We start from the raw sequence: 18,069 nt of genomic DNA on the forward strand, positions 1-18,069 counted from the left end.
CTTACTTCGGAGTAAGGTAACGATCAGTTACTCCGGCAGAACCCCACTTTGACCCCAGAAACGGCTGGTGACATGACCAACACGTTGACCCCGCGCGACGAGAAGAAGGCCGCCAAGAGCAAGAGCCTGGCGAAACACGAGACCGGCGTAGGCCTCCAGAAGCACAAGCGTGGCGCGATCGACATCCTCATCGCGGTGCTGACCCCGATCGCGGGTTCGGAGCTGCTGGACAAGTACAACCTGCGCGGAGCCTTCAACAAGGGCATCTTCGAGACCACGAAGGGCTTGTTCACCACCCTCGGCGTTGCCAACCGCACCTTCAAGAAGGTGACCGGCAGCAAGGGCGCCCCCAAGCGCCTCGACAAGGCGAACGCCGACTACTTCGACCTCACTCCCGAGGACGAGCAGAAGATGATCGCCGACACGGTGAAGGAATTCGCCGTCGAGGTCATCCGCCCGGCCGCCTACGAGTCGGACAAGAACAAGACCTACCCCGCCGATCTGCTGAGCAAGGTCGCCGAGCTGGGCGTCACCGCCATCAACATCCCCGAGGATTTCGACGGCATCGCCTCGCAGCGCTCGACCGTCACCAACTCCCTTGTCGCCGAAGCTCTCTCATACGGTGACCTGGGCCTGGCACTGCCGATCCTGGCGCCGTCGGGTGTGGCCTCCGCACTGACCAACTGGGGCAGCGCCGACCAGCAGGCCACCTACCTCAAGGAGTTCGCGGGCGAGAACGTGCCGCAGGCCTCCGTCGTCATCGCCGAGCCGCAGGCACTGTTCGATCCGTTCAGCCTGAAGACCACGGCCACCCGCACCCCCAGCGGTTTCCGTCTCAACGGCGTCAAGTCGCTGGTTCCCGCTGCCGCACAGGCCGAGCTCTTCATCGTGGCCGCCAACTACAACGGCCGCCCGTCGCTGTTCATCGTCGAGTCCGGTACCGAGGGCGTCACCGTCGAGGAAGACCCGAGCATGGGCATCCGCGGCGCGGCGCTGGGCCGCCTGAACCTGAACAACGTCGCGGTTCCCGCCGCCGGTCTGCTGGGCGAGGACGGAGCCGGAGAGTCCGACTACTCCGAGGCCGTCGCGCTGGCACGTCTCGGTTGGGCATCCCTCGCGGTCGGCACCGGCCAGGCCGTGCTCGACTACGTGATCCCCTACGTCAAGCAGCGCGAGGCGTTCGGCGAGCCCATCGCCCGTCGCCAGGCCGTTGCCTTCATGTGCGCCAACATCGCCATTGAGCTCGACGGCCTTCGCCTGGTGACGCTGCGCGGCGCTTCCCGCGCCGAGCAGGGCCTGCCGTTCATCCGCGAGGCCGCCCTGGCCCGCAAGCTGGCCACCGACAAGGGCATGCAGATCGGTCTCGACGGCGTGCAGCTGCTCGGCGGCCACGGTTTCACCAAGGAGCACCCGGTGGAGCGCTGGTACCGGAACCTGCGTGCCATCGGTGTCGCCGAAGGCGTCGTAGTCCTCTAAGCCCCGAACCTCTACTAAACGAAAGTCTTTCCATGGCAATCAATTTGGAACTCCCCAAGAAGTTGCAGGCGGTTCAGGAGAAGGGGCACCAGGGCGCTGCCGAGCTGGTACGGCCGATCTCCCGCAAGTACGACCTGGCCGAGCACACCTACCCCGTCGAGCTGGACACCCTGGAGACGTTGTTCGCCGGTGTCACCGCTGCGGGCACGTTCGCCTTCGCCGGTGCCGAGGCCTTCCGCGCCGAGGAGAACACCGAGAAGCAGAACGTGAACGGCGCCAACATGTCCGCGCTGCTGAACGCCCTCGAGATGAGCTGGGGCGACTGCGGTCTGCTGCTGACCATCCCCTTCCAGGGGCTGGGCAACGCCGCGGTGTCGAGCGTGACGACCAAGGAAGACGCCGACAAGTTCGGCAAGGTGTGGGCCGCCATGGCCATCACCGAGCCCGGCTTCGGTTCGGACTCCGCCGCGGTCACCACCACCGCCAAGCTCGATGGTGACGAGTACGTCATCAACGGCGAGAAGATCTTCGTCACCGCCGGTTCGCGTGCCACCCACATCGTGGTGTGGGCGACCCTGGACAAGACCAAGGGCCGTCCGGCCATCAAGTCTTTCCTGGTTCCGCGCGAGCACCCGGGCGTGACGATCGAGCGTCTCGAAGAGAAGCTCGGCATCAAGGCATCCGACACCGCGGTCATCCGCTTCGACAATGCCCGGATCCCCAAGGACTACATCCTGTCCGATCCGGAGATCAACACCGAAAAGGGTTTCGGCGGTGTGATGAGCACCTTCGACAACACCCGTCCGATCGTCGCGGCCATGGCCGTGGGTGTGTCGCGGGCCTCGCTCGAGGAGCTGCGCAAGATCCTTGAAGACGCCGGAATCGACATCTCCTACGACCGGCCCGCCCACGCTCAGCACGCGGCCGCGGCCGAGTTCCTGCGCATGGAAGCCGACTGGGAGTCGTCGTACCTGCTGACCCTGCGTAGCGCATGGCAGGCCGACAACAACATCCCCAACTCGATGGAAGCGTCGATGGCCAAGGCCAAGGCCGGTCGCGTCGGTAGCGATGTGACCCTCAAGGCTGTCGAAATGGCCGGCACCACCGGCTATTCCGAGCGCACCCTGTTGGAGAAGTGGGGCCGCGATTCGAAGATCCTGGACATCTTCGAGGGCACCCAGCAGATCCAGCAGCTGGTGGTGGCCCGCCGCCTGCTTGGACTGAGCTCCGCAGAACTCAAGTGATGCACTGATCAAGATCCATTGCGGCCCTTTCGGGATTCACCCGGAGGGGCCGCAGTGGTTCCGACGAGCGTTCTGTGAGCCAGCTGAGCGAACTCTGGCAAAGACAGCTAAGCTCCCGTTTCTATCGACGCGATACATCATCTTGTGGAGGACATATGTGGGTTCGGTCAGGTCTGCTTGCCCTGGTGAGCTGTTCCATCATTCCGTTCGGCGCCGGCCTTCCGGTGGCCAGCGCGGATGAATCGACCTGCGCCGCGATCAACCAGATGTCCAAGGCTGTCGATGATCCGGCCAACAACGGCCCGATCGTCACCGAGGCCCTGATGTACCTGCGCGGCGACAACCCCGCCTACTCCGGCCTGGACCGCCAGGTCGATGCCATTGGGCAGGCCCGCGACATGTGGGGACGGGTCAACGACGGCGTGCGCGCCAACCTGGACGGCATCACCGAACCCGGCCCCCGCCAGCAGCTCACCGCCTACGCCGACGGCCTGAGCGGCGCCTACGACCTCTCCGGAACGTGGTTGGCGGCCGCTCCCGAGGTGCGCTCCTCCCCCGAGATCATCGATCGTGGCGCAGCGGTCGGCGGCCTACTGTTCGACGGCGTCAACAACTTCCACGTGCTGGCCAACATCTGCAACGGGGGCGCGCGCTAGGCGTGCGACTCGACCCAGCCGACGCACGGAGCCGTTTTCGGACGGCGACGGTGGCAAGGCTGGCGACGGTGAACGCATCGGCTGTGCCGCATCTGGTTCCGGTGACCTTCGTGGTGGCCGATGACGTCATCTGCTGGGCTGTTGATCACAAGCCGAAGTCGCGCAACGATTTACAGCGACTGCGCAACATCGCCGCGAATCCTGCCGTTAGCTTCCTGGTGGACCACTACGACGAAGATTGGTCGACGTTGTGGTGGACGCGCGCCGATGGCATCGCCAGGACACTCGATACGCCCGATCCGACCTGGATCAGCCTGCTGGCCAACAAGTATCGGCAGTATCGAGAAACACCACCAACCGGCCCCATGGTGCTGACCGATGTTTCCCGGTGGAGCGGATGGACCGCTTCCCCCGTTCAGGCGTGACTACTCCGGCCTGATCCCGTCGCGTGCGCAGTCCGCGAGCAATAGTCGCTTGATGACCTTGCCTGTTGACGTACGCGGCAGTGCGGTGACGAAGTACACATCGCGGGGCACATGGAACTTGCTGAGCCGATTCTTGATGAAGGCGCGCACCATGTCCCCGTCGAGACCGGCGTCCTTATGCAGCACGACGAATGCCGATAGCCGCTGACCGAAGCTGTCATCGGAGGTCCCGACGACGGCAACATCGGCAACCTGCGGCAAGAAGGCCAATGCGTCTTCCACCGGCCTGGGAAACACGTTTTCGCCGCCGGAGATGATCATCTCGTCGTCGCGCCCGTCGATGTATAGACGACCATCGGCATCCAGGTGACCCAGATCGCCGGTGTCCAGCAGACCGTTGACCGAGGCCGGAGACGGATCGGCGACGTACCCGTCGAACAACATCTCATTGCCGACGAAGATTCGGCCCGTCACGCCGCGAGGCACAGGTCGCCGGTCGGCATCGAGAATCGCGATGGTGGTGCCCAACGGCGGCCGCCCCACGGTGGTGGGAGCGATCGCGAGGTCCTCCGGATCGGCAATGGTGGCCCAGGACACCTCGGTGGATCCGTAGAAGTTATAGAGCACTTCACCGAATGCGTCGGTAAATCGTTGTACCAGTGAGGCATTCAACGGCGAACCGCTGCAGGCAACCAGCCGCAGGCTCGATGTGTCGTACTTCTGACGCACCTTTGCGGGCAGATCGACGATGCGCTGCAACATCACGGGGACGGCGATCAGCGTGGTCACTTTCCGGGTGGCGATGGCCCGCAGGCATTCCTCCGGATCGAACTTCTCCTGCAGGATCACCGTCGCCCGCAGTGGTGTGCTGATCTGCAGGCAACCCAGTCCCCAGGCATGGAAGACAGGCGCCGAGATGAGCATGGTCTCGTTCATCTTCATCGGCATCCGCGAAAGCATCGCGGCAATGACGGCGAACCCACGCGGCGTCGGCCGCAACGCCCCCTTGGGCGTTCCCGAGGTTCCAGAGGTTTGCACCACCTGGTGGCCGGGACGGGTGGGCGGCAACACTCCCGGTTTGTCGGTGACAACGAAATCGTCGAGCCCACGACGGCCATTGATGGCACTGCGCCGGCCGGTGCTGACGAGCTCGACCTCCCAGGGCACGTACCTGACGAGCTCGTCCAGATCGTCGTCGACAAACACCTTGGTGAGATTGTTTCGCGCCACAGCAATCTGGATCTGGGTTGCTGCCAGCGCATTGTTGAGCAGCATCACGTCTACACCGAGCATGCCGAAGGCAATGAGGCACTCGACCATGGCAATGTTGTTGCGAGCCAGCAGGCCAATCTTGGATGTCTCGTTGATGCCGTCGCGCATCAAACCGGTGGCCATTGCCTCGGCGCGCCGGTCGAGTTGCTCAAAGGTCAGCTGCCCGGCGTCATCGGCGATCGCAAGCTGCTTCGGGGCACGCGCCGCCGCGGCCGCGTATCCGCCCTGAAGGGTGAATCCCCATCGCGCCAGTGAACCCAACTGGCGAAGTCCGCGGTCGGGGCGCGGGATACGCACCACGCCGACCCCGACCATCAGCCGCGCGATGCTGACTTGAATATTTCCGCTATCACCCGTGTTGGACACGGTAGAAGTCGACGCGCCGGATAGATAGTCGTCGATTCTGTCCAGCCCATCCATCAACCACTGGTTTACCGCCACACTCGGCTTCTTGATGCCGGGCGGCAAGACGGAGGCCGCCCGCAACACCGTGATGCGCACCCGGGTCTGCGCCGAACGTTCCTCGAACAACCGGACGGAGATCAGCCCGTCGTTGTCGACCCCCTCGATGGCGAGGCTCTCCTTGGTGTTGCTGAGAATCAGCCGAACGCGGGCCGTGGTCTTGGCCGACAGCACCAGGTATTCGGGATCGGGTCCCGTCTCGGTGTTCTCGATCAAGGTCTCGCAGGAACCGACGCCGGTAAAGAACATCGGGTACATGTCGGGTGAGCTGATCAGTTCCCACACCAGCCCGCGCGGGTGACTGAGCAACTTGTCGCAACTAATTACATCAGCGACCATAATAGTAGTCCTACCTGGGGTTTTCGGTCATGCACCGCGCGAGCGTACCCGATGACGCGGATCACTGCCCAGGAACGGATGTGGTTCCTGTCACTGCCGTGACCAGATTGCCCAGCGCAGCGCGAGGCGACTATCGGCAACCTCGCTCAGGTGAAATCCCGACCGGCAAACCATCACCGGGTGACTGGTAGCACCGGCGGATTCGCTCAATAGCGTGACCGCACGGCAGGACCGTCGGCACCGCCCCTTAGATGTGGGGTGCCTCGCGGATCTTGCTGCTGTCGTTCCCCAGCGTCTTGCAGTACATCGTGACCGAGGTACGTGTCGCGGAGATCTCCAGATTCGAGGCATCACGCCCGCGCTGATCCTTGAGCATCTTGCTCACCGCGTCGTTCTGCTTCTGCTCCTCGGCGGCGATGAAGTCCTTGCATGGGGTATCCCCACCCTGATTGATGACACCCGCGCATCCCGAAAGCAGTGCGACTGCCACGAAACCGGTTCCAGCCAAGACCTTCACAGCGCTCATGCCGTGACAGTAACTCATCGCCGAGCCCAGCTCCGGCAAGATGTACCTTGAGCCGGAGATAGGGAGGGTCATGTTCCATCTGTTCAACGAGCGCTCGCGACAGGTCATCGTGATCGCGCAAGAGGAAGCACGCGAACGCCAGCACAACTATCTCGGAGCAGAACACCTCCTGCTGGGTCTGCTCGGCGAAGGGACTGGGCTGGGCGCTCGGCTGCTCGCTACCGCCGGAGTCCGTTTTGAGAACGGGTCACGGGTGATTCAGCAGATCGTCCCGTTGGGACAGGAGCCGCCGACCGAGAAGACGGCGTTCACTCCGGGCGCACAGCAGACACTCGAGCTGGCAATGACGGCATCCACAAGCAGGCGGCACACGGAAATCTGCACGGGGCACCTACTTTTGGGACTCGTGGACGCGGCCGACCCCCTCATCATCCAAATCTGGGAGAAGCTCAACGTGGACGTTCTGGACCTCTGGGATAACGTCCGGGCCCATCTCGACGAGAACCTCGGCGACTAAGGGGCGGTCAGGCGTACGCAGATTGTGACTGCGCGGCGATGCTCCTCTCCCCCGCGCTCGCGGCCCGCCGCAGAGCCCCGTACTCGCCGAAATATCCGGCCACACTGCCCACCGCCGGCAGCATTCCCAGATAACGGAAAATCGGCTTGGGCTGCGGCCGCTTTTCCAGCTCGTCACCGATGGCCCGCAGGATGCCCGCGAGGTGCCACAGGGTGCGAGCCAGCGCGAACGGCGACCAACTCCGCGGCGTCTCCGGATCCTGATCGTCGGCACCGGCCAACGCCGCATCGCTGAGGGTGCGATTGCACAGCACCTTCGCCAGCAGCCGGACCTGCTCCTGGTGATCACCGATACCGAGCTCGCGGGCAATGGCCACCAGGACAATGGCCTGGTTGGAGAATCCCAGCAGATCCTGTACGGGCAGCCGTGCCGCGAGCGCACCGAAAATCCCTGGGAACGCGACAAATACGGTGTTGACGGCGCCCACGCGCTGCACCCACCAGTGCACCTTCCCGCGCGTGTCCAACTGCTCCCAGGCCCGCGTACCCGGGGTGGTGGCCGTGTTCAGAGCGCAGGCCAGGGCATCAAGTGCCTTGTCGACGACTCCGTCACCTTCGCCCAACTCGTAGGTGCGCTCCTTGAGCCCAAAGGGATCGGACTGCGCCAGCACGGTCAGGACGGGGTTGATCACCCGGACCGCACGGCTCAATGCGTCGGCGATATCGGCATCGGAGAGCACGGCATTAGGTAACGCGATGAGACCCATGTGCCCATCATCTCGCGGCCGCGGTCCAGGCGCGCACCGGGGATCGATTCCTCTGAATTCAGACCGTCAAATCGCCACGGCGTGAACGTGATCGGGCGTACTGTGCCCTCAGCACAACAAGATAAGGACGGGCAATGAAGCTCATGGTCTCGACCCCAGAGAGCGACGAGGGCTGATCCGTGGCACTCGCAGCAACTCTGATCACCGTCTGCACCTCTGCGGTCGGCGCGACGGCATTCGGCGCTTCACTCGCCATTACCCCGCAGCCCCCGGACACTGTTCTTTACGTCATCAGTTCAGATCGCCCGTTAACGGCGATTACCTGGAGAGACAGTCTGGGGCACATGCGTGAGCAGCCCGTCGATGGGTCTCAGCGCACTTGGGCCTGGACCTTTACCAGCGACGTCGCCGATCCCCCGTACTTCGTCAGTGCCCAGTCCGCGGGGGCCGAAGCGACGTGCCGCTTGATCGTCAACGGCAAGGTCAAGGTCGAAAACACCGCCGCGGCGCAGGACTCAACCGCCACCTGCCACGGATAACGCTCGCCGCACCGCTCAGCGATGCTTGGCGACCGTCAACAGGACTGCCGAATCCGCCAGCGCCTGTAGCGAGTGCCGGGCGTCGGGGATTTCGATGAGGTCACCGGCGCGACCGTCCCAATGTTCGGCGCCGACCACTAATCGGACCGAGCCCTGAATGACATAGATCGTGGCCTCACCCGGACTCTCATGCTCACCGAGCGCGGACCCCTCGCGCAGTGCGATCACGGTTTGACGCAGCACACGCTCGTGGCCCCCGACAACCGTGTCCGCGGCATTGTGGCCGTCCTCGGCGCGCTCGAACAGCTGCCGTATCAGGGCTTCGATCGAGCGTTTCTGCATACCTGTCATTCCATGCCCCGGCGGCCGGCCCGTCAACCCTCCTCAACCCTTTTTCAGCTCCTCGGCGAACATCACGAGGATGCCGCTGGGACCGCGCAGGTACGTGAGCTTGTAGACGTCCTCGTAGGTGGCGACACCACGAAGCGGATGGCAGCCGTGCCTGGCGGCTATTTCAATGGCCTCGTCGATGTCATCGACCGAGAACGCGACGCGGTGCATGCCAATCTCGTTGGGGCGAGTGGGATTCGACGCGATTGCTTCGGGATGGATGTACTCGAAAAGCTCGATCCGACCATGGCCGTCTGGCGTCTGAAGCATCGCGATGTTCGCGTGGTTGCCGTCCAGGCCGACGGCGGTGTCGGTCCACTCACCACTGACCGTGGCGCGACCGACGACGGTGAGACCAAGGTCGGTGAAAAACGCGATAGCCGCTTCGAGATCGCCTACGGCGATACCGACGTTTTCGAGCTTGATGGCCATCGCAGGGATGCTACCGAGCCGGGCAGCGAGAGTTGTCGAACATCTCAGAGTAAAAATGACGCAGGCCAGAGACTGCTATGAGTCTCTGGCCTGCGTACCTAGTAGCGGGGACAGGATTTGAACCTGCGACCTCTGGGTTATCCGAGGGTTGAGCTAGCACAGGCCGTATCGGACAGTCAATAACAAGCCAAAAATGGGCGATAAGCAGCGCCAACCATGCCGGAACGACGGGAATGGACAGTCGAACACAATGGCGAATAGGTGGGACTCCGTGCGAATTACTAGAGACTTAGTGGAGACAGGTACGCCTCCGAATCCTCTGCTGCGGGGAATCGGGGTGCCGTCGACCACGGTGGACCAGTGCCGTGGGACTGTGCCGCTTAACCCTTCGACTAGGTCTCGCCGAAGGCCGAGGCGCCAGTAAGTGGCTCAGATGGGATATCCGATGTTGTCGATGTCGTCGGCAAGATCGTCGAGGGTGATATGCGGGTTCAGCGCTCGCACCACCGATTCAGTTAGGGGACGCAGGGCGAAGACGTGTTCGATTGCGGCCGGGTCGGGTTGCGTCTCGAAGTAGTCGTGGGCGAATTGTTGGTAAGGAAGGGAATTGGGGTTCGTCAGGATTTCATTGAGGAACTGATCGGAACCGTCGGGGCTGACACCGCTGCGGTGATCCGGGTAGGTCACCGGGCCGGTCTGCCAGCTGGTGTCGTGCCGCTGCCGCCATAGGCAGTAGGTCGCTGCGAAGACGCCATCAAGAGCGAAGGCCGATTCAGTGAGAAATTCGGCGAATACCTCAGGAAGGCCATCGGTTAACGCTGGCCATAGCGCGGGCGGGTCGATGCGCCATGGGGACATCGGCGATTCGTGGTCGAAGCCGCGGATGAACCCGCCAGCCGGGGCGAACACGATGAAGCAGTCATCGCCTGACCCGTTGCGGATCTCCGCCGCCGACAACCCACCTCCCCAATCCTGGGTGTACGAATAGCGGCGGCTATCCCACTCCGGGCACAGCACGGCGTCCAGCATTGCCACCGCACGACACCGCTCTTGGAGTGCGGACAGGTCCGGTAGTTGTGCAGCAACGTCACGAGCGGTCATTGGCGTATTCAAGCATCATCCCGATGATCGTGGGGGCTTGGGAAGACCGAGTCATTAGTGCCGTCCGGTCCGGGAACGCTTGGCGCGGTTGCCCTTGCCATTGCCCTTGTTGTTCTTCTTGCTACCGCTGTTCTTCGAGTGCGAGCCGCTGTCGTGCGAGCTGCCGCTGCCGTTGTGGCCGGTGGAGGTGTTCTGCGCATTGGGTCGGGCACCCTCGTGAGCATGCTCACGAGTCTGGCTGGTGATGGACTGGTTGCGCACAGCCTGGTTGTCGCGCTGCTGGGCTTGTGATTCGGGCCGCGCATGCACAACCTGGGGCTCGTTGTTGTGTTGCGACTGCTGCTGACCCACGGCGTTGACCATCCTGGCACCTTGCAGCGCCTTGGAGCGCTGAGCCTGGGACGCTTGCTCGGCCCGAGCTGCTTGGACCTGGCGTTGATCGGCGGGTGACGAGGGGCGTTGCGGCACTTGGGAAGGCTGACCAGGACGGACATTGGGTGTGCGGATCACTCCGTCGGGGTGAGTGCCATTGAGGTGCTCGTAGTCCCCAATCTTCTGGCGTGACTGTTCGCCAACACGTTGGCTCTCAGCGGCCCATTCGGCTTGTGTTTTGTCGCTCTTCTGAATGTTGCAGTGCTGGCATTTAACGTTGCCACCGGTTTCGAAACTGCCACCCTGCGCTCTGGGGATGGGATCGTGATCAAACTGGGCACGGTTTGGCGGAACGATGTCGCCTCTCCGGGTTGGCCCCTCCTGCCGATAAACCCGGCCCTTGCAGTTGGTGCAGTTCATGTTCCGGCCCTGCTGGGCGGCAGCCTGGTCTAGCTCAGCGCCTCGGGGGCCACGTGCAATGCCGAGGGCATCGGCGGTCATGTCGTCTTTTTGCTTCGCCGTAAAGTCCTTGCCCGGCAACGCCAATTCCCCCGGTGGCGCGTTGGGGGCTTTGGGAATCTCCGGCGCCTTGCCTGCTTCACCGACATCTCTGGCGAGTTGTGCTGGGTTGGTGGCGGTTTCGGGGGTTACGCGGGTAAGGGTGGAGGCCTCCGAAGCGATGTCGTCGGCCTTCTTGACCCCTTGCTCGAGGGCGTTCTCGGCGACGTTTTCGACAGTCTTCTTGGCTAGACCTTGTGGGGTGACGGCGGCGAGGATCTGCATCCCAGCCGAGAAGTTCTGCAGGCCCTTGTTATTGGGGTCCGTGGCGGCGACAGCTTCAGTGCCGGTTGCAGCGATATTCAGGGTCAGGGAGACCCTGGCGAGCACGCCGGCACCAGCGGCCGAGCCGACACCGGTCGCCATCAACGCGGAGCTGCCCACAATCACTGCCGACTCCAGCGGGTGCTGGCGAACCTGATCGCCGACCGCTTGGGCTTGCAGCTGCTGGCCGTCAGCCAGGGGCTCGAAGGCCTTACCGATGGCTTCGCCAGCCTTGACGAATCCGTGTCCGATTGCATCGAGGGTGTGGTCGACGTCGGACCAGCCGAACTGGGAGTAGTCACCGCCCACGGAGATGGGTGGGTCAACGTAGACGGGCCAGGTGGTGGATTCGGTGGGTGAGATGACTTCGGAGACTTGGTACAGCTGCGGGGCAACCTGTTTGGCGACATAGGCCGAGTACACAATCCGGCCGGTCGCATCGCGGGCCTCCGCCGGGGACATCACCCCGAGGGTTTCGGCTTGTTCGGTGGCCCGGTTCAGGGTGAGGTGTCCGCTGGAGTGCATGAGCATCACGGTGTCTGCGGGAGTGCTCACGTAGGTGGTCACAGACCGAACACCGTCGGGGCCGTTGATACGCGCCACGGTGCGGTAACCGTCACGGGTGTTCTCGGCAAGCAGATCGAATCCGGCGCCCTGGTCCGGGTACACCATCTGCCCGGCCCTGGTGAGTTGACCGGCGCCTAGCTGCGTGGGAAGTGTCATCTCCACAGCACCGGCCGGGCTCTGCGACACGAGGCCGGCAGCCGGGTTGACCGGCAGGCCTGCGGCTCGCTCGGCACTGGTCAGGGATTCATCGAGTCCGGCCGTCGAATCGCTGAAGGCCGCGGTGGCGGCCTGGCCGAACTTCTCAGCCGCGGAGACCGTCGGCGCGCTCTGCGACGCGTTCAGCAAGGAGAGCGGCAGCAAGACCGCAGCCAACACCGCAGCAGCTCTCACCACAGTAGGCAACATTCTCTGACTTCTCTCCAGAAAACTCATTTCCACCCATTCTTGACGACCAGCGGACGGTATACGACTACACGACCGCACCGACACAAGGTTGTCCCTGTCCCGCCTGGGAGAGCGACCCACCCGATCAGCCCAACTCATAGCAAAGTAGAATACACCAGAGAAATCAAACTAAATACCCATGTTAAATAGGATAATGACCATAGAATGAAGTAGACATCAGATAACGCAATTGAGTCGACATAGGCGTTGTTCAGCCACTAACGGTAAGTTCGCCTAACAATCCAAGGTCAGGCGGCATGACCCTCTTGCAGTCGAGGCCCCAGCGAAACCTCTCGTTAACCCAAGGGCAAACCGGAAGCTAAGCAGACCTGCTGTGCTGCCGCCGCCGGTAGGTGGGTCTCTCGTTAAGTTTGGCCAGCACGTCGTCGTAGGCGTAGAGCTTCTTGCAGCCTGGTGTCTAGGTCTGGTTGCGCTGCCCGTCGGTGTGTAGGTAGGACCGCGGCGCGACCAAGCGGTCGCCCAGGCCGGCGCCTCGCCAGCCAGCTTCATCATGCGCAGCACGTCCGCACCCGTCATGGGCTGATCACGCGCCCGGGAGCGCATGTCCTCCTGAAGCTCATCGACGCCGTACGGCGTGCGACACCGCGGGCAGGTCAACACACTCTCGCCCTTCTCCCCGTAGAGCTTGACCCCACAGGTAAGGGGAACACCCCCCTCGCTCTCCCCCATAGGCTTTGAGCACTCACCGAACAGCTGTAGGTTCGTCGATCGATAGCCTTGTGTACCTTCTTGGTGAGCGTAGACAGCTCGTCGTAAAGCTCGGCCGCGTTCTCCTCGGACATGATGGCCAGAAGGTGGTGAGCCAGCCAGCGCGCCATGTCGGCCGCCGACGCGGTGTATCCGACGGGGATGCGGCGCCACCCGGGCCCTTACCGGTCCGCGCTCGGGCGCCGCCGGATCGGCCGGGAACAACCCAGCCGTCAATCTTCTCTCGCTCATCGTTGAACGCTCCCACAGTCGGGGGTCGGCTGACACCTAGCACGACGTCACCCGAGACCGATTCGTTTCCAACGATTTTCAACTATGTGGAGAACTTGCGGGTCACTAGACCGACAGCGGCGGATGGCACCAGGAATAAAGGGCTGCAGCCTGTTTGGCCGCATATGCCATCGCAGGCCTGGAGCCGCGAGAAAGAACTGCGTGCGCCTCTTCGAGTAAATCCCGCACGGGCCTCAGCAGCTGGTAGTCGATGCCGTTGGACCGCTTCGGCAGCAGTGGATGCTCGTCGCGGGTTATCGACGCTTCAAATGCTGCTGCCGTGTTCGGGGCAACCACTTCACCGGCGAAGTACGCATCGACCATCTCATCGTCGGCGCGCATCTGCACCGCATAGCGCCGGTACGCGTCAGCCTGCCACCGCATCAGATCCGTGAGCGCCTGAAGGCTCGCAGCATCGGGGGACGAAATCCCATAGCCTGCAGCATCATCGAGGAACACATCGAGCTGCCACGCCGCCATGTCGTACAGGCCCGCGGCCAAGTCCAATCTCGGCGGATCCAATCGCGGCTGCGGCCTGCTCACAGGCTAGTCCGATCCCTGCTTAGTCCAGGTGATGGTGTTTCCCCTGCCGACGTAACTCATCGAAAGGGACGCGGGAGTGACATTCAGGGGGAAGTACACGAGGTCGAGCGGAGGCTCCTTGAGCCACAGCACGCACTTATTGCCCTGACCGGACGGCGCTTCCTGCGGAGTTTTGTCCCAGCTGGTGAATTCCCAATGTCCCGGTGCCCCTTGTGCCAAGAGTGAGCCGTCCGCGGCGAGAGTGATCGTGCTCGTATCATCAAGCCAGGTGCCGATGAACTGGTCACGGGTGTACTTGGAATCGCAGGCCGCTGCCGGTGGTTGCGCGGGCGCAGACGAGGACGCCTCGGGGGCATTGGAGCAACCCACCACTGCCAGCGCTACCAGAAGTACCAGTTGTCTCATTTCCCAAGAACTCTCATCGCGTTGTCGAATACCACGGTCCGTCTGTCGAGCGCGTGATGGCCGCCGTTAACCATCTCGGTAATTTTGGTGATATTTCCAGTGTCTGCAACGGCATTGCCATTGTGGGTGTTCCAATACCATAGGGCTGATGTAAATGCGTACTGCGGAGTTTCCAGTAACTCAGGGTTGCTGACGAAATCCACGCCGAAAGCATCGCTGATCTTCTGGTAGTTGTACTTACCAGTGACCTGAATGGCGCCACGGCCTTTGTATCGCACACCATCACCTGGCGACGTGTTCCCTAGGTCTTCGCGCCCCTCGTACTCAGCCCCCGACGCATACTCCTTGTAGGTCGCGAAGTGGTCGGACTCGATGGCCACCTGCGATAGGAAAGCAGCCTGCCTGACAGGCGTGTTCATACCGCCCTGACGCATCATGTCATTAAGCGGGCCAACAACTTCGTTGGCCTTCGCCTCGCTGATGTTGGAGTCGATTTCCATAAGCATCGCAACAGTCACCGGCGTATAGCCATCCGTGGGCGGCTGCTGAGGATCCTCTGGCATGCCGGTGGGCGCCACGGCACGGCGGATAGCCGCAGCGATGTCGTGGTCAAGTGCATTGGCGCGCTCCAGGATTGCCTTGAGCTCGGTCTCCTTATTGCCCCTGACTGTTTCCAGCATGAGATCGCCGTGCACATCTCCAACGACCTTGCCATCGGGCATGATCTGCCAGCCGAATTTCGCGACCTCACCTTTGAGCAGTTTGAAGTCCGTCACAACGCGACCAACTTGGTCCACGAGGGGCTCTAGCGCATCTGTTACCGCACGAGTTTGTTTCTGCTGCTCGTCAATGTCGGTGCGGCGCTTCCCGAGTTCATGGCGCCAGGTGTCCGCGGCGTCCCCTCCCCACCCTTCCAGCGAGCGTTTGATGCCGTCGAGCGTGTCCCCAAGGTTGGCAAGTCTCTTGTGCTTGCCGAACATGACCCCCAACAACTGGACGAGCGAGTTGGGATCCCACTTCTCCAGTTCGGCAACGCTGACCATCAATGTCCCCCATCGATCTTCGCGATACTGTCGCGGCTGCGCTGATCCTGCGCGGCGAACTTACCGGCGGCTTCCTGCATCCAGGTACCCAACCCGCCCAAGTTTCTGTGGAGCACGTCGCCCTGTTCCGACCAGAAGCCCTGCGCCTCGTTCAGCGCTCGAGCGGATTCGCCGATCCATCCGCCAGCGGCCTCGGCAACCCTGTCCGTGTCATGCGCATGATCCGCGCGGGAGTCGGTGACAGCGTCGATCAGCGCCCATGCATGCCGGTTCACATCTTCGGGATTGACCTGAAGCGCCACGCCCGCCCCTCCTGCCGAGTACCGGAATCTGATTGCACCACTGCCGGTTTCACTCGAACTTCACGTCCCAGCCAAGGGCCTTGTAACGGCGCACTTCCCGCTCCCGTGCCGCCTTCTCGGCTTTCTCCTGCTCAGACCAATCACCGATAACCCCCGGTGAAGCTACCGGCATGTCGCCCAAGAACTCGTCGGTGTTGTCGTAGTTGATCAGGATCTGCGGTGTCGCCTTCTCACCATCGTCCTCGCCCTTGCCACCGCGACCGTGCGCGCCAGCGCCGCCCATCATCCCCATCGGGCCACCACCACGCACACCGGCAGCACCCACCGCCGCAGGGTTGATGCCCGACCCATTGCCGCCAGCGGCACCGCCCGGCAGTCCAGCGCCACCACGAAGCGCACTCAACCCTCCGGGGCCGCCAGCACCTGCACCCGACCCACCGACGCCTGTGCCAGTGCCCGTTGACGATGGAGAGAATCCTGCCGCCGTCGTACTACCCAACGGGAGACCGGAACCTCCCGAGCCAGAACCTAATCCAGAACCTGCACCACCGGAACCCGAACCAGCGCCCGATCCCGATCCCTGACCACCACCAGAACCGCTGCCCTGGCCACCACCCTGACCTTGCCCCTGTCCAGCTCCAGCCTGCTTTGCATCACCGCCGGCCAGCTGCGGCTTGGTGTCCTTGTTGGCCAATCCGTCGGACGATGGCGGGGTCTGGGTACCGCCGCCAGAACCGCCCCCGCCGTTGCCTCCCCCGCCGCCGTTTCCACCACCCTGATCGCCGGGCATCGCCCCCAGCTGCTGCACATCGGGGTCCGTCACTTTGGGACGGTCCGTCGACATCGGATTGGTGTAGGTGCTTTGCGCCGCAGCACGAATCGCATTGAGAGCCTGCTGCTTTTCGTCCTTCGAAGCATTCTTATCCGGCACCGGATAGCTGTTCGGAACCCTGCTGGCCGCGATCAGCGTCTCGCCATCCTGCTCCGCAGCCTGGCTCAGCTTCCCCGCCTCGGCCGCCAAACCGGTATCCGGGGCAGCAATCTTCTTGTAGGTGCGATCCACCGCGTCGTACGCCGAATTCGCAGCCTCACCCGACCACGACTCGGAATCGAGCAGCTTGCTACGCACTTTCATCGCGGTATCCACCGAATCAGAAACGGCCCCATAAACATTGGTCCATCGGTCCGACTCGGCACGGGCCGACTCCACACCCAACCCAGTCAGCTTGGAAACGATCTCCTGATGCGACATCCCCTGCCAGCCATCATCAGCCATCACTCACACCCCATTTCACTTCGGAAGAGTCGGAGCCACCGCAGCAGCCACCTCGGTCGCTTTCGCGCACGGATCGGGCACATCTTTGGCTTCCTGGACATCCACAACCACCACGACAACAGCGACTGTTGCCTGTTGCGACGGCAGGATCACGGTGCAGGTAGGTACCGAAGCGACACGGCCCTGGTAAATCACTCCGTCAAGGCCGGCCACCGTGATGGGCTGAGGATTGGTGTATAGCTCAGGATCCAGGTAAGCCGACACCTTGGTGTTAGCGACCGTCAATTCCGCCGTCCAACCGCCACTGAGCCCCTTCCATTGGCAGCCACGCAACTGCGGATCCTGAGTGCCTACATCGGTCACCTTCGCCGAATCCAAACCCCAAGAGCGAATCTGCTCAGCTGAATAGCCAAAGCACGGGTCGTAACTCGTGCCGTCATTCCAATGGCTCGGCGGCGGGTGCGGAGCCGTCAATGTGCTCGACACCTGAGGTTGCGAACTCGCAGTGGCCGACGCCGAAGACGGCGCTGAACCGGTGCTATCCGCTGGCTTCGTGATGCCCGTCGATGTCGAGCATCCGGCCATCAACAGCGCCGCCGCGCACGCTAAGCCCATCCGCATCATCAGTACTTCACCGTCGCCGTTCCGTCCTTGTACGGGTTTATGCGCCCAGCGTTGCGTTCCTCGGTGTTGCGAAACAACATCTCCGTAGCGATGAAGTGGTCGGCGTGACTCTTGTAATGGGCGGAGATTTTCTTCAGGGCATCAACGGCCGCTGCACGCTGCTCTGCGTAGTGCTGGGCCGCCGCCTGTCCAGAGGGCAGGTCCCCGAGCGCGAGTTGTTGTTCACGGCTCACCGCTGAAATTTGCGTCTCGACCAAGTCCCGGGCCCGCAACATGTCCCCAGCGAGTTCCATGCCGTAGCCGTCTTTGAACTTCAGAGTGGTGCGGGCGGCCTCAGCGGCTTCCTGTCGGGCATCTTGGGACATCCCGTTGATGTCGAACTTGTACTCACCCACAGACCACCTCGCCTTTCATCGTCACAACCGGCATTCATCTAGATAGGACGACACTAGGGACAAATCGGTTCCAACAATTTTCAAGGCATTTGGCAGCCGCGGGAGAGCGGAGAAATTCGCTGGTCGCTGGGG

20 protein-coding genes are annotated in these 18,069 nt (G+C 62.8%); 6 read left to right on the forward strand and 14 right to left on the reverse strand.

Annotation, left to right across the window (positions count from 1 at the left end; translation table 11 throughout):
• Positions 1–72: 72 nt before the first annotated feature.
• The 4 genes from MSTE_RS17905 to MSTE_RS17920 all read left to right on the forward strand — a co-directional run bounded on the left by MSTE_RS17905 (position 73) and on the right by MSTE_RS17920 (position 3,801).
• On the forward strand, positions 73–1,476 hold the full coding sequence (locus MSTE_RS17905) for an acyl-CoA dehydrogenase family protein (RefSeq protein WP_096503236.1): 1,404 nt from the start codon (positions 73–75) through the stop codon (positions 1,474–1,476).
• A gap of 32 nt (positions 1,477–1,508) precedes the next feature.
• A complete protein-coding gene (locus MSTE_RS17910; protein WP_096503238.1) occupies positions 1,509–2,720 on the forward strand; it encodes an acyl-CoA dehydrogenase family protein in 1,212 nt (403 codons plus the stop codon).
• Between the two features lie 155 nt (positions 2,721–2,875).
• Positions 2,876–3,376 (forward strand): hypothetical protein, encoded by a 501-nt coding sequence (locus tag MSTE_RS17915; protein ID WP_096503240.1) that lies wholly within the window; start codon positions 2,876–2,878, stop codon positions 3,374–3,376.
• Between the two features lie 2 nt (positions 3,377–3,378).
• On the forward strand, positions 3,379–3,801 hold the full coding sequence (locus MSTE_RS17920) for a TIGR03668 family PPOX class F420-dependent oxidoreductase (protein WP_096503242.1): 423 nt from the start codon (positions 3,379–3,381) through the stop codon (positions 3,799–3,801).
• Here MSTE_RS17920 and MSTE_RS17925 read toward each other — a convergent pair whose 3' ends face one another.
• Both MSTE_RS17925 and MSTE_RS17930 read right to left on the reverse strand, forming a co-directional pair.
• Positions 3,802–5,874: an AMP-binding protein gene (locus MSTE_RS17925; RefSeq protein WP_162291454.1), complete on the reverse strand. Its 2,073-nt coding sequence runs from the start codon at positions 5,872–5,874 to the stop codon at positions 3,802–3,804.
• A gap of 247 nt (positions 5,875–6,121) precedes the next feature.
• Positions 6,122–6,418, reverse strand: a complete 297-nt coding sequence (locus tag MSTE_RS17930; RefSeq protein ID WP_162291676.1) for a hypothetical protein — start codon at positions 6,416–6,418, stop codon at positions 6,122–6,124.
• 52 nt (positions 6,419–6,470) lie between these two features.
• Here MSTE_RS17930 and MSTE_RS17935 point away from each other — a divergent pair, with 52 nt between their 5' ends.
• A complete protein-coding gene (locus MSTE_RS17935) occupies positions 6,471–6,917 on the forward strand; it encodes a Clp protease N-terminal domain-containing protein (protein ID WP_096506054.1) in 447 nt (148 codons plus the stop codon).
• A gap of 7 nt (positions 6,918–6,924) precedes the next feature.
• Here the strand turns inward: MSTE_RS17935 and MSTE_RS17940 are convergent, their stop codons facing one another.
• Positions 6,925–7,731, reverse strand: a complete 807-nt coding sequence (locus MSTE_RS17940) for a hypothetical protein (protein WP_408645925.1) — start codon at positions 7,729–7,731, stop codon at positions 6,925–6,927.
• Positions 7,732–7,862: 131 nt separating this feature from the next.
• On the opposite strand from MSTE_RS17940, the gene MSTE_RS17950 reads away from it, so the two are divergent.
• Positions 7,863–8,222 carry an MmpS family transport accessory protein gene (locus MSTE_RS17950; RefSeq protein WP_096503250.1) on the forward strand — a complete coding sequence of 120 codons (360 nt, stop codon included), beginning with the start codon at positions 7,863–7,865 and terminating at the stop codon, positions 8,220–8,222.
• A gap of 15 nt (positions 8,223–8,237) precedes the next feature.
• On the opposite strand, the gene MSTE_RS17955 is transcribed toward MSTE_RS17950, so the two are convergent.
• The 11 genes from MSTE_RS17955 to MSTE_RS18005 form a co-directional block, all read right to left on the reverse strand.
• Entirely contained in the window at positions 8,238–8,564 is a 327-nt protein-coding gene (locus tag MSTE_RS17955; protein WP_096503252.1) for a cupin domain-containing protein, read from the reverse strand.
• Between the two features lie 42 nt (positions 8,565–8,606).
• Entirely contained in the window at positions 8,607–9,044 is a 438-nt protein-coding gene (locus tag MSTE_RS17960) for a VOC family protein (RefSeq protein WP_096503254.1), read from the reverse strand.
• Between the two features lie 429 nt (positions 9,045–9,473).
• Positions 9,474–10,145, reverse strand: a complete 672-nt coding sequence (locus MSTE_RS17965) for a hypothetical protein (protein WP_096503256.1) — start codon at positions 10,143–10,145, stop codon at positions 9,474–9,476.
• A 54-nt stretch (positions 10,146–10,199) separates the two neighbouring features.
• The gene (locus MSTE_RS17970; protein WP_157997716.1) at positions 10,200–12,296 is read right to left on the reverse strand and encodes a hypothetical protein; all 2,097 of its coding nucleotides are present in this window, start codon (positions 12,294–12,296) and stop codon (positions 10,200–10,202) included.
• A 1,119-nt stretch (positions 12,297–13,415) separates the two neighbouring features.
• Positions 13,416–13,892, reverse strand: coding sequence for a hypothetical protein (locus MSTE_RS17975; protein WP_096503260.1), 477 nt, complete (start codon positions 13,890–13,892; stop codon positions 13,416–13,418).
• A 3-nt stretch (positions 13,893–13,895) separates the two neighbouring features.
• Positions 13,896–14,297 carry a hypothetical protein gene (locus tag MSTE_RS17980; RefSeq protein ID WP_096503262.1) on the reverse strand — a complete coding sequence of 134 codons (402 nt, stop codon included), beginning with the start codon at positions 14,295–14,297 and terminating at the stop codon, positions 13,896–13,898.
• On the reverse strand, positions 14,294–15,340 hold the full coding sequence (locus MSTE_RS17985) for a glycoside hydrolase family 19 protein (protein WP_231896921.1): 1,047 nt from the start codon (positions 15,338–15,340) through the stop codon (positions 14,294–14,296). The genes MSTE_RS17980 and MSTE_RS17985 overlap by 4 nt, the downstream gene beginning before the upstream one ends.
• Positions 15,340–15,642, reverse strand: coding sequence for a WXG100 family type VII secretion target (locus tag MSTE_RS17990; RefSeq protein ID WP_096503264.1), 303 nt, complete (start codon positions 15,640–15,642; stop codon positions 15,340–15,342). The genes MSTE_RS17985 and MSTE_RS17990 overlap by 1 nt, the downstream gene beginning before the upstream one ends.
• A 49-nt stretch (positions 15,643–15,691) precedes the next feature.
• Complete coding sequence (locus MSTE_RS17995) at positions 15,692–16,918, reverse strand: hypothetical protein (RefSeq protein ID WP_096503266.1); 1,227 nt, start codon at positions 16,916–16,918, stop codon at positions 15,692–15,694.
• Between the two features lie 15 nt (positions 16,919–16,933).
• The gene (locus MSTE_RS18000; protein WP_096503268.1) at positions 16,934–17,542 is read right to left on the reverse strand and encodes a DUF3558 family protein; all 609 of its coding nucleotides are present in this window, start codon (positions 17,540–17,542) and stop codon (positions 16,934–16,936) included.
• Positions 17,542–17,937 (reverse strand): hypothetical protein, encoded by a 396-nt coding sequence (locus tag MSTE_RS18005; RefSeq protein WP_096503270.1) that lies wholly within the window; start codon positions 17,935–17,937, stop codon positions 17,542–17,544. The genes MSTE_RS18000 and MSTE_RS18005 overlap by 1 nt, the downstream gene beginning before the upstream one ends.
• Between the last annotated feature and the right edge of the window lie 132 nt (positions 17,938–18,069).

This window comes from [Mycobacterium] stephanolepidis, from assembly GCF_002356335.1.
Lineage (GTDB): Bacteria > Actinomycetota > Actinomycetes > Mycobacteriales > Mycobacteriaceae > Mycobacterium > Mycobacterium stephanolepidis.

Excerpts from the sequence above, each read along its gene's own strand:
- MSTE_RS17960 (WP_096503254.1), bottom strand. The coding sequence starts at position 9,044 with ATGGCCATCAAGCTCGAAAACGTCGGTATCGCCGTAGGCGATCTCGAA.
- MSTE_RS17985 (WP_231896921.1), bottom strand. The coding sequence starts at position 15,340 with ATGGTCAGCGTTGCCGAACTGGAGAAGTGGGATCCCAACTCGCTCGTC.
- MSTE_RS17935 (WP_096506054.1), top strand. The coding sequence starts at position 6,471 with ATGTTCCATCTGTTCAACGAGCGCTCGCGACAGGTCATCGTGATCGCG.
- MSTE_RS17925 (WP_162291454.1), bottom strand. The coding sequence starts at position 5,874 with ATGGTCGCTGATGTAATTAGTTGCGACAAGTTGCTCAGTCACCCGCGC.
- MSTE_RS17980 (WP_096503262.1), bottom strand. The coding sequence starts at position 14,297 with ATGAGACAACTGGTACTTCTGGTAGCGCTGGCAGTGGTGGGTTGCTCC.
- MSTE_RS17965 (WP_096503256.1), bottom strand. The coding sequence starts at position 10,145 with ATGACCGCTCGTGACGTTGCTGCACAACTACCGGACCTGTCCGCACTC.
- MSTE_RS17905 (WP_096503236.1), top strand. The coding sequence starts at position 73 with ATGACCAACACGTTGACCCCGCGCGACGAGAAGAAGGCCGCCAAGAGC.
- MSTE_RS17910 (WP_096503238.1), top strand. The coding sequence starts at position 1,509 with ATGGCAATCAATTTGGAACTCCCCAAGAAGTTGCAGGCGGTTCAGGAG.
- MSTE_RS17995 (WP_096503266.1), bottom strand. The coding sequence starts at position 16,918 with ATGGCTGATGATGGCTGGCAGGGGATGTCGCATCAGGAGATCGTTTCC.
- MSTE_RS17915 (WP_096503240.1), top strand. The coding sequence starts at position 2,876 with ATGTGGGTTCGGTCAGGTCTGCTTGCCCTGGTGAGCTGTTCCATCATT.
- MSTE_RS17955 (WP_096503252.1), bottom strand. The coding sequence starts at position 8,564 with ATGCAGAAACGCTCGATCGAAGCCCTGATACGGCAGCTGTTCGAGCGC.
- MSTE_RS18000 (WP_096503268.1), bottom strand. The coding sequence starts at position 17,542 with ATGATGCGGATGGGCTTAGCGTGCGCGGCGGCGCTGTTGATGGCCGGA.
- MSTE_RS17930 (WP_162291676.1), bottom strand. The coding sequence starts at position 6,418 with ATGAGTTACTGTCACGGCATGAGCGCTGTGAAGGTCTTGGCTGGAACC.